Origin of the sequence: Nocardia sp. alder85J, assembly GCF_020176955.2 — a bacterium.
Taxonomy (GTDB): domain Bacteria; phylum Actinomycetota; class Actinomycetes; order Mycobacteriales; family Mycobacteriaceae; genus Nocardia.
Map to the genome: position 1 here is coordinate 37440 of NZ_JAIUCZ020000018.1, position 13996 is coordinate 51435.

General features: G+C 70.3%; 12 protein-coding genes. 6 read left to right on the forward strand and 6 right to left on the reverse strand.

Annotation, left to right across the window (positions count from 1 at the left end):
- Positions 1–171: 171 nt before the first annotated feature.
- Positions 172–1257: a glycoside hydrolase family 76 protein gene (locus LBW94_RS42010; RefSeq protein ID WP_225059781.1), complete on the forward strand. Its 1086-nt coding sequence runs from the start codon at positions 172–174 to the stop codon at positions 1255–1257.
- A gap of 21 nt (positions 1258–1278) precedes the next feature.
- Here the strand turns inward: LBW94_RS42010 and LBW94_RS42015 are convergent, their stop codons facing one another.
- On the reverse strand, positions 1279–2061 hold the full coding sequence (locus LBW94_RS42015) for a DedA family protein (protein ID WP_225059733.1): 783 nt from the start codon (positions 2059–2061) through the stop codon (positions 1279–1281).
- Positions 2062–2067: 6 nt separating this feature from the next.
- Positions 2068–2721, reverse strand: a complete 654-nt coding sequence (locus LBW94_RS42020) for a DedA family protein (RefSeq protein ID WP_225059780.1) — start codon at positions 2719–2721, stop codon at positions 2068–2070.
- Between the two features lie 244 nt (positions 2722–2965).
- On the opposite strand from LBW94_RS42020, the gene fbaA reads away from it, so the two are divergent.
- Both fbaA and LBW94_RS42030 read left to right on the forward strand, forming a co-directional pair.
- Positions 2966–4000 carry a class II fructose-bisphosphate aldolase gene (gene fbaA, locus LBW94_RS42025; protein ID WP_225059732.1) on the forward strand — a complete coding sequence of 345 codons (1035 nt, stop codon included), beginning with the start codon at positions 2966–2968 and terminating at the stop codon, positions 3998–4000.
- A 166-nt stretch (positions 4001–4166) separates the two neighbouring features.
- Entirely contained in the window at positions 4167–5321 is a 1155-nt protein-coding gene (locus LBW94_RS42030; RefSeq protein WP_225059731.1) for a BTAD domain-containing putative transcriptional regulator, read from the forward strand.
- 101 nt (positions 5322–5422) lie between these two features.
- On the opposite strand, the gene LBW94_RS42035 is transcribed toward LBW94_RS42030, so the two are convergent.
- Positions 5423–5728: an excalibur calcium-binding domain-containing protein gene (locus tag LBW94_RS42035; protein ID WP_225059730.1), complete on the reverse strand. Its 306-nt coding sequence runs from the start codon at positions 5726–5728 to the stop codon at positions 5423–5425.
- A gap of 181 nt (positions 5729–5909) precedes the next feature.
- Here LBW94_RS42035 and LBW94_RS42040 point away from each other — a divergent pair, with 181 nt between their 5' ends.
- Complete coding sequence (locus tag LBW94_RS42040; protein ID WP_225059729.1) at positions 5910–7412, forward strand: DUF4185 domain-containing protein; 1503 nt, start codon at positions 5910–5912, stop codon at positions 7410–7412.
- Here LBW94_RS42040 and LBW94_RS42045 read toward each other — a convergent pair.
- The gene (locus LBW94_RS42045) at positions 7406–8896 is read right to left on the reverse strand and encodes a PLP-dependent aminotransferase family protein (protein WP_225059728.1); all 1491 of its coding nucleotides are present in this window, start codon (positions 8894–8896) and stop codon (positions 7406–7408) included. The two genes, LBW94_RS42040 and LBW94_RS42045, sit on opposite strands and share 7 nt — an antisense overlap.
- Positions 8897–8958: 62 nt before the next feature.
- Between LBW94_RS42045 and LBW94_RS42050 the strand changes: the two genes are divergently transcribed.
- Positions 8959–9201 carry a hypothetical protein gene (locus LBW94_RS42050; RefSeq protein ID WP_225059727.1) on the forward strand — a complete coding sequence of 81 codons (243 nt, stop codon included), beginning with the start codon at positions 8959–8961 and terminating at the stop codon, positions 9199–9201.
- A gap of 32 nt (positions 9202–9233) precedes the next feature.
- A complete protein-coding gene (locus LBW94_RS42055; RefSeq protein WP_225059726.1) occupies positions 9234–9785 on the forward strand; it encodes a methylated-DNA--[protein]-cysteine S-methyltransferase in 552 nt (183 codons plus the stop codon).
- Positions 9786–10173: 388 nt separating this feature from the next.
- On the opposite strand, the gene LBW94_RS42060 is transcribed toward LBW94_RS42055, so the two are convergent.
- Positions 10174–10581 (reverse strand): hypothetical protein, encoded by a 408-nt coding sequence (locus LBW94_RS42060; protein ID WP_225059782.1) that lies wholly within the window; start codon positions 10579–10581, stop codon positions 10174–10176.
- Between the two features lie 766 nt (positions 10582–11347).
- Positions 11348–13969, reverse strand: coding sequence for a LuxR C-terminal-related transcriptional regulator (locus tag LBW94_RS42065; protein WP_225059725.1), 2622 nt, complete (start codon positions 13967–13969; stop codon positions 11348–11350).
- Between the last annotated feature and the right edge of the window lie 27 nt (positions 13970–13996).

A 13996-nucleotide genomic window follows, 5' to 3' on the forward strand; every position in this document is an offset into this window, starting at 1 on the left:
CGCGCCGCGGGTAACAATTCGGGCGCAAATGTCGGTGCGGACTGGCACCATGGAGCCATGACTTCGCGGAGCGAGGATGCGCCGGCGTCGCATCCGCAGCCGCGGCGCGCCCGGCCACCCGCCGACCGCGCAGCCGAGCCGACCGCAGCGGTGTGGTCGGAGCGAGCGAACATGGCCGAGTCCGCGGTCGTGTCCCGGCATCTGCGGATGCTCTGGGGGATTCCGGGAGCCGAGCTGGCCCTGGTGGGCTGGCCCGCCACCCGGCGCGAGCGCATCTTCGCGACCTGGGACTACTGGTGGCAGGCCCATCTGCTGGAGTGCGCGATCGATGCCGCCAACCGGGAGAGCACCCCGGCGCGCACCCGCCGCATCGCGACGATCGCCCACGGCCACCGGCTGCGCAACATCACCGGCTGGACCAACGACTACTACGACGACATGGCCTGGCTCGCCCTCGCGCTGGAGCGCGCGGACCGCACCCGCGGCGCCGCCGAACTGCGCAGCGGGCTGATCGCCCTGGAGAAGGAGATCGTCGAGGGCTGGCAGCCGCAGGTCGGGGCGATGCCGTGGCGCAAGGGGGCGGACTACTTCAATGCCCCGGCCAACGGGCCGGTGGGCATCCTGCTGGTCCGGCTGGGCCGGCACGGCCGGGCCCGGGAGATCGCCGACTGGCTGCACGCGACGCTGCTCGATCCGCAGACCGGTCTCGTCCTCGACGGCATCCATCTGCCGTCCGGGGAGGTGGAGCGGCCGGTCTTCACCTACTGCCAGGGCACGGTACTGGGTCTGGAGACCGAATTGGCCGTGCACACCGGCGATTTCGACCATGTGGAGCGGGTGCAGCAGTTGTTGCGCGCGGTCGAGGAGCATCTCACCACCGACGCGGTGGTGACCGGTGGCGGTGGCGGCGACGGCGGCCTGTTCAACGGCATCCTGGCCCGATATCTGGCACTGGTCGCGGTGATGCTGCCGGGAACCGGCACCGAGCAGGTGGCCGCGCGGCGGACGGCGGCGCGCCTCGTGACCGCGTCGGCGCGGGCGGCCTGGGAGAACCGGCTGGAGGTGGAGGGCGAGCCGTTGTTCGGCCACGATTGGTCGCGACCGGCCCGGATGCCCTCCGGCACCCTGGGCGCGAGCTATGTCGGTGCGGGCGGCTCGGTGGTGGCCTCCCGCAATCCGGAACGCGACCTGTCGGTGCAACTGTCCGGCTGGATGGTGATGGAAGCCGCCCACCTCGTCACTGCCGCGGGGTTCTGAGCGGCGAAACCGCGGCTCGGCCTATACCCGGCCCGGACCACCCGGCCTGCGGGCGCCGCCGGGCAGTGCCGCGGACGGGCGGTAGAAGGTGGGCCCGGGGTGCGGCCGGTGGGCCGTGACCGGAAGTTCCTCGGTGACGGAGTCGTCGTAGTCGAAGTCGACGGCCGGGCGGGCCATCTCGATCCGGTACTGCCGGATCCCGACGGCGGTGCCCAGCACCAGCCCGGCCACCAGCGTGCCGATCACCACGGGCATCAGCCACGGCACCCGATCAAGGAAACCGCCGGTGTAGAAGCCGACGAGCAGCAGCACCGGCGCCCACAGCACCGCGCCGATCGAGCTGGCCAGGGTGTAGCGCCGGTGGTTCATCCGGGCCGCCCCGGCGACCAGCGGGCACAGGGTCCGCACCCACGGCACCCAGCGCGCGACCAGGACCGCCAGGAAACCGTGCCGATGCAGTAGATCGCTGACCCGGCTCAGATTCCGGGCGTTGATGTAGCGCCCGTTCTTCCGCGCCACCAGATGATGTCCGGCGCGATGCCCGACCAGGTAGCCGACCTGATTGCCGGCGATCGCCGCGACCATTGTGCCGACCACCAGCCCCCAGACCTGGATGTGGCCGGATTCGTGCGAGGCCAGCACGACACCTGCGGTGAGCAGCATCGAATCACCGGGCAGGAACAGTCCGATGATGAACGCGCACTCGAGGAAAACGAAGACCAGGACCACGGTCCACACGAGCGCCGGCCCGGCGGAATGCAGGGCGCCGATTCCGCCCAACGCGTGGGATAGCGGGGTGGGCAAGGCGGATCAGTGCGTGGGCTCGTTGACGTGGACATCGGCGCGCGTCGCGGCGGGCGCCGGGCTCGCGCCGCGATTCAGCACCTTCTTCGCGACCGAGATGATGCCGGGCAGGATCGAGATCAGCACGATCAGCAGGAAGATGGACTCGACGTGGTCGCGGATGAAGGAGACGTTGCCCAGGAAGTATCCGAGCACGCTCACCCCGCCGCCCCACAGCACGCCGCCGACGATGTCGAAGGTGACGAACGTGCGGTAATCCATCTTCGACACACCGGCCAGCACCGGCATGAAAGTCCGGACGATCGGGACGAATCGGCCCAGGATGATCGTCTTGGGCCCGTGCTTCTCGAAGAACTCGTGCGTCTCGGTGACGTAGCGCTGCTTGAAGAAGCGCCCATCCTCCCGCTGGAACAGCGCCGGGCCGATCGACCGGCCGATCCAGTAGCCGCTCTGGTCGCCGAGGAAGGCGACGATCGCGACCGCGGGGACCAGCACCCAGATGGACACCGGTGGATGTGCGGTCGCCGCCAGCAGGCCGCCGGTGAACAGCAGCGAATCACCCGGCAGAATCGGGAACAGCAGACCGGTCTCGATGAAGACCATGATCAGGATCGCCGGCAGCACCGCATTCTTCAGCCAGGTCTCCGTCAGCAGATGCATCGGATCCAGCAGCCCCTTGATGCCGGAGCTGCTGGCGAGGACGTCGGAAACTGCCAGCAAGGTCACGGCCCCCACAGTACCGGTCGAACCCGAATAGCACCGAACGTCTCGGCAACCTCACAGGGGCCCTTGATCGGGTTCTCCGGTGCGGGGCGGGTTTCGCCGGAATCAGACGGGATCTTAATCTGTGTGTCGACAGATTTTCCGCGCCGCATCCGGCGGCCGCACAGACGGAGGTCACCAGATGCCTATCGCGACTCCGGAGGTCTACGCCGAAATGCTCGGGCGGGCCAAGGAGAACTCCTTCGCCTTCCCTGCGATCAACTGCACCTCCTCGGAGACGATCAACGCCGCCATCCGCGGTTTCGCCGAGGCCGGCAGTGACGGCATCATCCAGTTCTCCACCGGCGGCGCCGAGTTCGGCTCGGGCCAGGGCGTGAAGGACATGGTCGTCGGCGCGGTCGCGCTGGCGGAGTTCGCCTACGTGGTCGCCGCCCGGTACGACGTGACGATCGCCCTGCACACCGACCACTGCCCCAAGGACAAGCTGGACACCTTCGTCCGGCCGCTGCTGGCCATCTCCCAGGAGCGGGTCAAGGCCGGGCGGCACCCGCTGTTCCAGTCGCACATGTGGGACGGTTCGGCCGTGCCGATCGACGAGAACCTCGAGATCGCGAAGGAACTGCTGAAGCAGGCCGCCGCCGCGAACATCATCCTCGAGGTGGAGATCGGCGTGGTCGGCGGTGAGGAGGACGGCGTCGAGGCGGAGATCAACGAGAAGCTGTACACCTCCTCCGACGACTTCGCGAAGACCATCGACGCCCTGGGCGCCGGCGAGAACGGCAAGTACCTGCTGGCCGCCACCTTCGGCAACGTGCACGGTGTGTACAAGCCGGGCAACGTGGTCCTCAAGCCCGAGGTGCTGGCCGAGGGCCAGCAGGTGGCCGCCGCCAAGCTGGGGCTGCCGCAGGGTTCGAAGCCGTTCGACTTCGTCTTCCACGGCGGTTCGGGCTCGCTGAAGTCCGAGATCGACGACTCGTTGCAGTACGGCGTGGTGAAGATGAACGTCGACACCGACACCCAGTACGCGTTCACCCGTCCGATCGCGGCGCACATGTTCAGCAACTACGACGGCGTGCTGAAGATCGACGGCGAGGTCGGCAACAAGAAGGTGTACGACCCGCGCAGCTACCTGAAGAAGGCCGAGACCTCGATGGCGCAGCGTGTCATCGAGGCCTGCAACGACCTGCGCTCGGCGGGCAAGTCGGTCAGCGCCTAGCCGGCGCACCGTGTGTCGCGCCCGGCCGGGCACGGGGAGCCGGCCGGGCGCAGCTCGTGCCGATCCTGCCGGACAACCGATTTCGCGCGGACATGGGCAACTCCCCGGGAAGCTTCCGGCCCGAGTGGTGCTCGGGCGCTCCGTGATCGACTGATGAGGCGTCAACGTGTACGGCCATGAACTCGGCGAGGCGGACCGGCGTCCGTCCGTCGATGTGCGGATCCTCGGTCCCGTCCAACTGCTGATCGATGGCGTGCCACTGTCGGTCGGCGGGCCGAAGCCGCGGGCGCTGCTGGCGGTGCTCACGGTGAACCGGCGCCGCGCGGTGAGCACCCAGGCGCTGGGCGACATGGTGTGGAACGAGCAGCCGCCGGACGCCTATCAGGCCAGCCTGCAGGTGTTCGTCTCCAACATCCGCAAGGCGCTGCGGACCGCCGGGGTGGATCCCGCCGCGGTCCTGCGCACCGAGGCGGCCGGATACCGGCTCGAGATCGCCGACCAGAACTGCGATCTGGGCCGCTTCGAGGCAGCCCGGCGGGCCGGCGCCGAGGCCGCCGACGCGGGCCGCCCCGACCGCGCGGCCCGGTTGTTCGCCGACGCGCTGGCGCAGTGGAGCGGCACCGCCGTCGACGGCCTGCCCGGCCTGGTCTTCGCCGAACGCTTCGCCACCGCGATGGACGAGGAGCGACTGCTGGTCACCGCCGCCCGGATCGACGCCGACATCGCCTGCGGCCGGGCGGCCGCGGTGGTCGGCGAACTGGTGGCCATGACCACCGCGCATCCGCTGCGCGAACCGCTGTGGGTACAGCTGATCAGCGCGCTGTACCTGTCCGGCAGGCAGGCCGACGCGCTGGAGGCGTGCCGCCGGGTGCGCGCGGTGCTGGCCGACGAACTCGGCATCGATCCCGGCCCGGCGCTGCTGGAACTGGAACAGCGGGTGCTGCGCCAGCAACCGCTGGACACCGAGGCGATCGCGCGGGCCGAGCGGATGGCCAAGGCCATGACCGAGACCGTGATGGAACGGCCGCGCGGGGCCCGCGGCGGCCGCTTGCGGCTGCCGGACGGGGCGACCGTGCAGATCACCGCGAGCGGTCTGAAGATCGGCCGGATGACCGACAACGATCTGGTGCTCGACGACCCGAAGGTCAGCCGGTATCACGCGCACATCCTGACGTCCGGCACCGGCCTGCTGATCCGGGACCTGCATTCGGCCAACGGGATCTACGTCAACGACGAGCCGATCGAGAACGCCGGCGTGCTCGCCGACGGCGACGCGGTACGGATCGGCGGGACCGTACTGCGCTTCGAAGCCGAATCCTGAAGGCCGCGGCACCCGATCCCGCGGCACCCGATCCCGCGATGCCGAATCCCGCGGCGTCGGCTCACCGGTCGCCCACGGCTCGGCGCCCGTGCGCGACGGGCTCAGTGCGCGCAGGCGACGCCGGTGCCCCCCGGATCCAGCAGCACGCTGTAACCGGGCTGTCCCGGATAGATCGGGCCCTTGCCGTCGGACCAGACCTGCTCGCAGTTCAGGTAGTCCTTCTTGTTCTTGTCACTTGTCTTGCTGGGCCCGGGCTCCAGTTGGCCGCGCGGGCCGACAACCAGATTCGAACCGTCCGTCCCCGAGTTGGAGCTGGTCGGGGCGGCGGCTGCCGTCGTCACACCTCCGGCGAGCAGACCGGCGACGGCGACGGCGGGAAGTAATACACGGATGAACGAAATCTTCACGATGACAATCCTGTTCGAGGGTTCCAATCCACTGTATGCCGTTCTACCCGTTCGGCGTGGTCTGACTCGATTGTGCTGTTCGTCCCAGTAAAGTCGAGCCTCGTCGAAACGGTGTGCAGCGTGGGTGACCGCTGTGTCCGAATCACATCCGGCATTACGCATTTCCCGAGGGGTTGGTTCAATGAGGTTTACGCGGCACGCCGCGGCGTCGACGACGCGGTTCACCGTGGTACCCGCCATCCGGTTGCTGGCTGTCACAGGGGCCGCCGCGCTGGCCTGGGGTGCGGCGATCCCCGCCGCCGCCGACAACGAACCCGGTTCCGCCACAGCCGTTTCCGGCGCCGGGCCGTGCGCCTCCGACCCGGCGCCGATCCATCAACCGCTGATCCCGAAGACCTGGGACGTGCCGGTGCCGTACCCCGTGGTCACCGTCGACCAGGGCCCGCCGGAACCGATTGCGCCGCAACGGGTCCGGATGGAACTACCGGCCGATCCGTGCACCGATCCCTGCCCGGACCTGACGAACCTGCCGGACCCGTCCACCCCGCTGAACCCGCTGGGCCTGCCGCAGTTGCTGCTGAGCCCGCACCCCTTCTACTTCGCCGTCCCCGGTGGCCCGCCGCCGCAACCCACCCAGCCCGCGCCGCCGCGGCTGCAACCGCCGGTCGAAGCCGCGCCGCGGGTGGCGGCCCGGCCCGCGCCGCGGGTCAGCGACGTGCACGAGGTGGCCAAGGAGACCGGCGCCGATTCGATCAACCGCACCGACAAGCGCTGGCAGGTGGACGGCACCGACCTCGGCATCATGTGGGAGAGCGCCCCGGGCGAGATCGCGATGGCCTTCGGCGACACCATCGGCCGCGGCTTCCATCCGCCCGGCGGCATGGGCGGCGACTGGCGCAGCAACCTGATCGGCTTCTCCACCAACCGGGATCTGAGCCACGGCATGGTGATCGATCGCATGGTCACCGATTCCCGGTGTCACGCCGCGGAGGTGCTCGGCAGCCGCAAGGCCGACAACATCGAGATCACCACGATCCCCACCTCCGGCTTCGCGCTGGGTGATCGGCAGTACCTGAGCTACATGTCGATCCGCACCTGGAACAGCATCCCCGGCACCTTCTACACCAACTACGGCGGCATCGCCTACTCCGACGACCACGGCGAAACCTGGATCAAGGATCCGTACGCGCACTGGGACGACATCTTCGGGCTCGCGAATTTCCAAGTGGGCGCGATGGTTCCGCACGGCGACTACGTCTACCTGTTCGGTACCCCGAACACCCGGCTGGGCGCGGTCGGCCTGGCCCGGGTGCCGAAGGACCAGGTGCTCAACCCGACCGCCTACCAGTACTGGAGCGACGGCGACTGGACCCCGGTCGGCGGCGCGGCGGCGGCCACCCCGATCGTGGACGCGCCGGCCGGCGAGCTGTCGGTGCGCTACGACGCCTCCCGCGACGTCTGGCAGATGAGCTATCTGGACACCGCGCAGGCGGCGATCGTGGTGCGCGAGGCCGCCGCGCCGCAGGGCGAGTGGTCGCCGGGCACCCCGACGGTGACCGTGGCCGACTATCCCGAGCTCTACGGCGGATTCATCCACCCGTGGTCCAGCGGCTCGGATCTCTGGTTCACCATCAGCACCTGGAGCGACTACAACGTGTACCTGATGCACGCCACCGTTCAGTAACAGGTGACCGGCGACAGCGGTTCGGTGACGTGCGGGGTCAGCGCCGCGAAGGCGGCGGCGATGCCCTTCACCGCCAGGCGCAGATCCGGCTCCTCGTGGGTGTACGGCAGCCGGACGTAACGTTCGAAGGCGCCCTGCACCCCGAACCGCGGCCCGGCCGCCAGCAGCACCCCGTGATTGGGCGCGGTGGCGGCCAGCGCGGTGGAGACCGGCGCGGGCAGTTGCACCCACAGCGACATGCCGCCGGCGCCGGGCAGCACCCGCCAGTCCGGCAGTTCCTCGGCCAGCGCCGCCAGCAGGGCGGCCCGGCGGCTGCGCAGCTGGTCGCAGCGGCGTTCCCGGATGATGTCGGCGTGTTCCAGCAGGTGCACCGTGGCCAGCTGATCCACCACCGGGGTGCCGAGGTCGACCGTCGACCGGGTGCCGAGCAGTTTGGTGATCAACGCCTGACCCGCCCGGATCCAGCCGACCCGGAGACCGCCCCAGAACGCCTTGGACGCCGAGCCGATCGTGACGATCTCCGGACCGCGCGCGAAGGCCGCCACCGGTGGCGGCGCGGCCCCGTCCAGCTGCTGATCGACCATCGATTCGTCGATGATCATCGTCATCCGCGTCTCCCGGGCGATCGCGGCCAGTTCGGCGCGGTCCTCGGCATTCATCACCATGCCGGTCGGGTTGTGGAAATCCGGGACCAGATAGGCGGTGCCGGCCGCGGTCTGCCGGGCGGCGCTGCGGATCCCGTCCAGATCCCAGGCGGCGGCCGGGAATTCGGGCCGCAGCGGCACCGGCACCGGCCGGGCGCCGACATCGCGGATCGCCTCGATGGCATTGGGGTAGCTGGGGTGATCGATGAGCACCCGCTCGGCGGGTGCGGTCAGCACGTTGAGCAGCAGTCGCAGCCCGTGCTGGGCGCCGAGGGTGACCAGGATCTGGTCCGGCTCGGTGGGCAGACCGCGTTCGGTGTAGCGGCGGGCGATGGCCTCCCGCAGCGCGAGCACACCCACCGGATCCATGCCGTGGGTACCGAGGAAGATCGGAAGCCCCTGCAACGCAACGGAATACGCGTCGCTCATCTCCGGCGGCGCGGACATCGCGGCATAGGTGAGGTCGATGGCCGGCTGTTCCGCCGCCGTCATCGACACCAGGATGCTGCGGGCCGGCTTGCTGCCGTCGTGGGTCACCGTGGGCGGCAGCGCCACCGTGCTGCGCGACCCCTGCCGGCTGATCAGATAGCCGTGTTCGCGCAGCAGGGTATAGGCGGAGGTGACGGTGGTACGGCTCACCTCGAGCGCGGCGGCCAGATCGCGTTCGCTGGGCAGGGCCACGCCGAGCGGGGCGCGGCCGTCGTGGATCAGCAACCGGATGCTCTCGGCCAGGGCCAGATAAGCGGGCCGGGAGGGCCGGCGGGCGGCATCGCCCTCGTCGTACCGCCAGCGGCCGAGGTCGCGGGTGAGGGTCGCGGCGCTGATTACCCGATGTGCCATGCGGTCCAGTATCGAGCCGGTGGATCTTTTGTTCAAGTCCAGTTCCGGCGCACGCTGGGAAAATGATCGGATTCATCGCCGCCGTCGTGGTCGTCGCACTCTTCGCCTGGATCGTCCACCGCTGCGCGCCCAAACCGGGCGAACGCGCATCCGTCCTGCTCGAACGCTATCGCCCGCACGCACCGATGGCGGACTGGTCGATGCCGCCGGACCAGTACGACCGGATCCGGCAGTACGCGGAACTCCAGGCGATGCGTGCCCACCAATCGCAGTCCAGTTCCACGCAACTGGACCGTTCGATGTGAGAAATGTCGGTGCCCCGGGGCACACTGGTCACATGGCCGAATCGACTGGTTCCCTCGCGGCGGCGTTGTTCGACACCGCGATCGGGGTCTGTGCGCTGGCGTGGACCGATCTGGGCATCGTGCGGTTCCGGTTACCGGAGTCCACGCCCGACGCGGCGACCATGCGCGGCCGCTTGGCCCGCGCGGGGCTGCGGGAGACCGAGCCCGGCGAACTGGCCCGCGAGGTGATCGCCGCGGTCCGCCGGCACCTGTCCGGCCGGCTGGACGATCTGCGCTGGATTCCCCTGGACCACAGCGGCATTCCCGAATTCCACCGGGAGGTGTACCGGGTGGCCCGGGACATCGCACCGGGACATACCCTCGGCTACGGTCAGGTCGCCGCGCGCGCCGGGCGGCCGCACGGGGCGCAGGCGGTCGGTCAGGCCATGGGCCGTAATCCGATTCCGCTGATCGTGCCCTGCCATCGAGTACTGGCGGCCGACCATGCGCTGCACGGCTTCTCGGCCCCGGGCGGCCTCGCCACCAAACAACGGCTGCTGGAGATCGAGCGCACTCCCGGATTCGGCGAGCCCATGCTCTTCTGAGCCCGGCAGTGGATTCACCGCGCATGCCGGGCTGTCGGACCGCTGCTTCGTGCCCAGCGGCGGAAGCGCTGGACGTGCGCGGTGGCGGAAGCGCTGGACGTGCGCGGTGGCGGAAGCGCTGGACGTGCGCGGTGGCGGAAGCGCTGGACGTGCGCGGTGGCGGAAGCGCTGGACGTGCGCGGTGGCGGAAGCGCTGGACGTGCCTGGCGGCGGAAGCGCTGGACGTGCCTGGCGGCGGAAGCGCTGGACGTGCCTGGCGGCGGAAGCGCTGGACGTGCCTGGCGGCGGAAGCGCTGGACGTGCCCGGTGGCCGAAGCGCTGCTTCATGCCGGGCGGTCGAAGCGCGCGCGCCGGGCGGTCGAATCGCTGTACGTGCCGGGCCGCGGAACTACTGCTGCGGTGGCTGGCCGCCCGGGTTGAGGGCGTTCTGGAGACCCTGCACGACCTGGTCGGGCACCGCGTCGGGCACCACGACATCGTTGTCGCCGATGCGGACCGTGCGCGGCGCCGGATCGGGCGTCGGGTCCGGGGTCGGGGTGGGGCGCGGCCGGTTGTACTGCGGCGCGGGCGCCTGGGTTTGGGGGGCCGCCTGATGCAATTCCACCGGCTGATCGTCGGGAGCCGGCGCCGGCGCCGGGGGTGCCGGAGTGTCCGTCGGGGCCGCGCCCGGCGCCGGGGCGCTCGGGGTGGTCACCCCCGGCTGCACCGGGCCCGGCGCCGACTGCGCGACGGTCGCGCAGGTGATTCCGAGGGCGACCGGTACCGCGGCCAGTGCGACCCGAACTCCCGCCTTCATATACCGAATTCGACGCGCCACGTCGCGACACCGCCTTGCCGAAAATAGGGTGTTGACTCTGCGAGCGGCCCGATGGTCCACCCGTCTGCATCGTAGCGGCAGCCAAGGCCCCTAGCTATCCGGCCGATCGACTCCGGGCGAAGTCCGGTGCTCCTACACTGCCCCAATGGATCTGCTGTATTCGGCGATCGGTTTCCTGGTTTTCGTGGCATTCCTCTGGACTTTGTGGATGGCACTACAGGAGTTGACTCATCATCGCTGAATAATCGCTGTCGATGGGGCGAATGCGTTGCTCGGCAACGTATTCACCGCATCACCGGTGCACTCGCCGCGAAGGGGCGAGTGTGCCTGCCGTACCGTGCCGGGCCACCGGTGCCGGAGCTGCCCGCACAACCGGTTTCGCTGTCGGTGCGTCCCACCGCCGATGATCACGCGGGCGGCCGTGGCCAGGCGTGCCGATCCGGCCGGACGAGTGCCGGTCGCACGTGCGAACGCGGCTGGGGCGTGCCCCGGCAGGCTGGACACGCATGCTGGTGCGGGATGGTCGCACGCGCAGATGCGGGCCGGTCGCGGGCATCCGATGTGCACTGGTTCCGTGCGTCGGTTGTGTGCTGGTCGTGGGAGTCGGGGGTGTGCTGATTGCGCACTTCGCGTGTGTGCCGGTCGTGGAGTCGGGTGTGCTGGTTGCGCGCGTCGGGCGTGTGCTGAATGCGCAGGTCGGGGCAGATGGTCGCGCGCGTAGGGATGGGTGTTCGCGCGCAACGCTTTACGACAGTTCGCGCGGACTTTCGCCGGCCGGACCGCCGCGCATCAGATCGCCCAGTTCCTCCCGGTCGGTGACGTCGAGTTTGATGCAGGCCCGGTAGAGGTGTCCTTCGACGGTCCGCACCGAGACGGTCAACCGGTCGGCGATCTGCCGGTTGGACAGTCCCGCCGCCACCAGGTTCGCGATCTCGCGCTCCCGCGCCGTCAACGGCAGCGGTTGTGCGGACTGCCGCAGCGCCGGGGTGACCGCCCCGCCGCAGGCCGCCGCCAGCCGATTCGCGGCCGCCGCTGATTCCAGCAGCCGCCGCCGATCACCGCGGCGTTCGTGCGCGGAGGCGGCCTGCGCCGCCGCGTCGGCGGCCGAGAGCAAGGCCCCCAGCCGCTCGAATTCCTCTGCGGCGGTACTCAATCCGGCGCCATCGTGTGCGGCCAGCGCCACCGCGTGCCGGGCCTGCACCTGCACCAGCGGCCCGTCGATTCGCTCGGCCAGATCGGCGAGCCGCCCGGCCACGCCATGGTCGCCGAACCGGGCGGCGGTGTGCAGCGCCATCGCCTCGATCGCGTGCTGCCGGGACCCGGCGGCGGCGTCCGCCGCGGCCAGCGCCAGCCGGACCGCGGGCGACACCGTACCCTCCGCCGCCGCCTGCCAGGCGCGGGCGAGTTCCAGTTGCGGCTCGTACACCGCGCTGTGCCGCCCGCCGCGCCGGGTCGCCTCCGCGAGACTCTCGGCCGCCTCGGCGGACCGTCCCAGCGCCGAATACGCTTCGGCCAGGCGAATTCTCGCCGGAAACATCCAGGCCGCCGCACCCTCCGCGGTGAGCGCCGCGAGCGCCTGCTCCAGATTCTCGATCCCGTCGGCGAACCGCCCCGAGGCGACGTCGACGGTGCCCTGCAAGATCCGGGAAAAGCCCCAGGCCAGATACTGTCCCGGCGCCGAATAACCGAAATACCCGGTGGCACACCGCCGGGCGGCATCCAGATCTCCGGTGAGGGTGAGCGCCAGCACTTCCGCATGGGTCGACATGAACCGGTTGAGCCCGTCGATCTCCGCTTCCACCCGATGCCCGCGCTCGGCGTACTCCCGGGCGGCCGCGCCCCGGCCCGTCAACGCCAGCGCCAGTCCGCCGCCGAACGCCGCCCACCACACCGCCCAGGCGGGCGCTCCGTCGGCCGCCAGCACCGGCTCGGCATCGGCGATCGCCGCCTCGACCCGGTTCTCGTTCACCGCGCACGCGGCGGCCAGACCCCGCAGGATCAGCGCCAGCTTCGGATGCCCGACCCGCGCGCGCACCAGCGTCAGCACCTCGTCGGCCCGATCGGCATCGCCCATGGCCCACAACAGATTCGACACCCGGGTACTGCCCCAGCGGGTGAGCTGCACCTGATCCAGCTGTGCCGGATCGAAACTGGCGAGGGTGCGCTCGGCCTCGATCCGATGCCCCTGCCACAGCAGCGCGCGAGCCAGCAGATCGGCCGCCTCCAGGCCGCCGCGCCGCTCCACCGCCGCCCGCGCGAACCGCTCCCCGAGCGGAATGTCGGCCAGCCCGATGGCATCCCCGGCGGCCGCCTCGAAGAGCGCCAGATCCGCCGATTTGTCACTGTCCAAGGCCAATTCGGCCAACCGGATCCGATCCGCCGCGGACCGCACCGGCCGTTCCCGCAGCGCCGAGTACAACCGCCCCCGCAACCGCCGCGCCGACGCGATCCCCAGCCGCCGCCGGATCACCTCCCCGAACAGCGGATGGTTGTACCGCACCAGCAACTGCCGCGAATTCTCGACGATCCGCACCACCCCGCGCCCCTCGGCGGCCTCCACCGCCTCCGCCCCGGCCAGTTCGCTCAGCACGTCGAGGTCGATCGGTTCGCAGAAGGTCAGCAACTCCAGCACCCGCAGCACCGATTCGGGCAGTTGTTCCACCCGATCCTCCAGCAGCGCGGCCAGTTCCGAGGTGACCGCGGCCCGCCCCCGCATCTGCCACACCCCGTTGACCTGCCGCAGCGTGCCCGCCTCCAGCGCCCCCTCCACCAGATGCCGCAGGAACAGCGCATTACCGGCCGACGACTCCCACATCAGATCCGCGGTGAACCCCTCGAGCTGCCCGCCGAGCATCGACTCGACCAGCTCCACACTCTGCGTCCGGCTGAACGGCCGCAGGTCGATCCGCAGCAGATGCCCGTCTTTCCACAGCGACGTGACCGCGTCCGGTACCGACACCCCGCCCCGCACGGTGCACACGATGTGCGCCGCCTTGTCGATCGCCACCTGCAACAACAGTGTCGCCGACAACTGATCGAGCAGATGTGCGTCGTCGACCCCGATGACGGTGTGCCCGTCGGCCAGCAACGCCTCCCGCGCCGCCGCCATATAGGTCACCGGATCGTGCGCGGTGTACACCCCGACGAGATGCGCGAACACCCCCAGCGGAATACTGCGCGCGGATTCGGTCCCCGCCACCCAGCGAATATTCCCGCCCACCTCGGCCGCGGCCCGTCGCGCCAGCGTCGTCTTCCCGACCCCGGCGTCCCCGGTGAGCACCGCACCGACCACCGTGCTGCCGGTGAGTGTCCCGCGAATCGCCTCCAATTCGGCGACACGTTCGACCATCGGCCAGTTCCGACCCATGGAATTACTCTAATCCTTCGCCGGGTC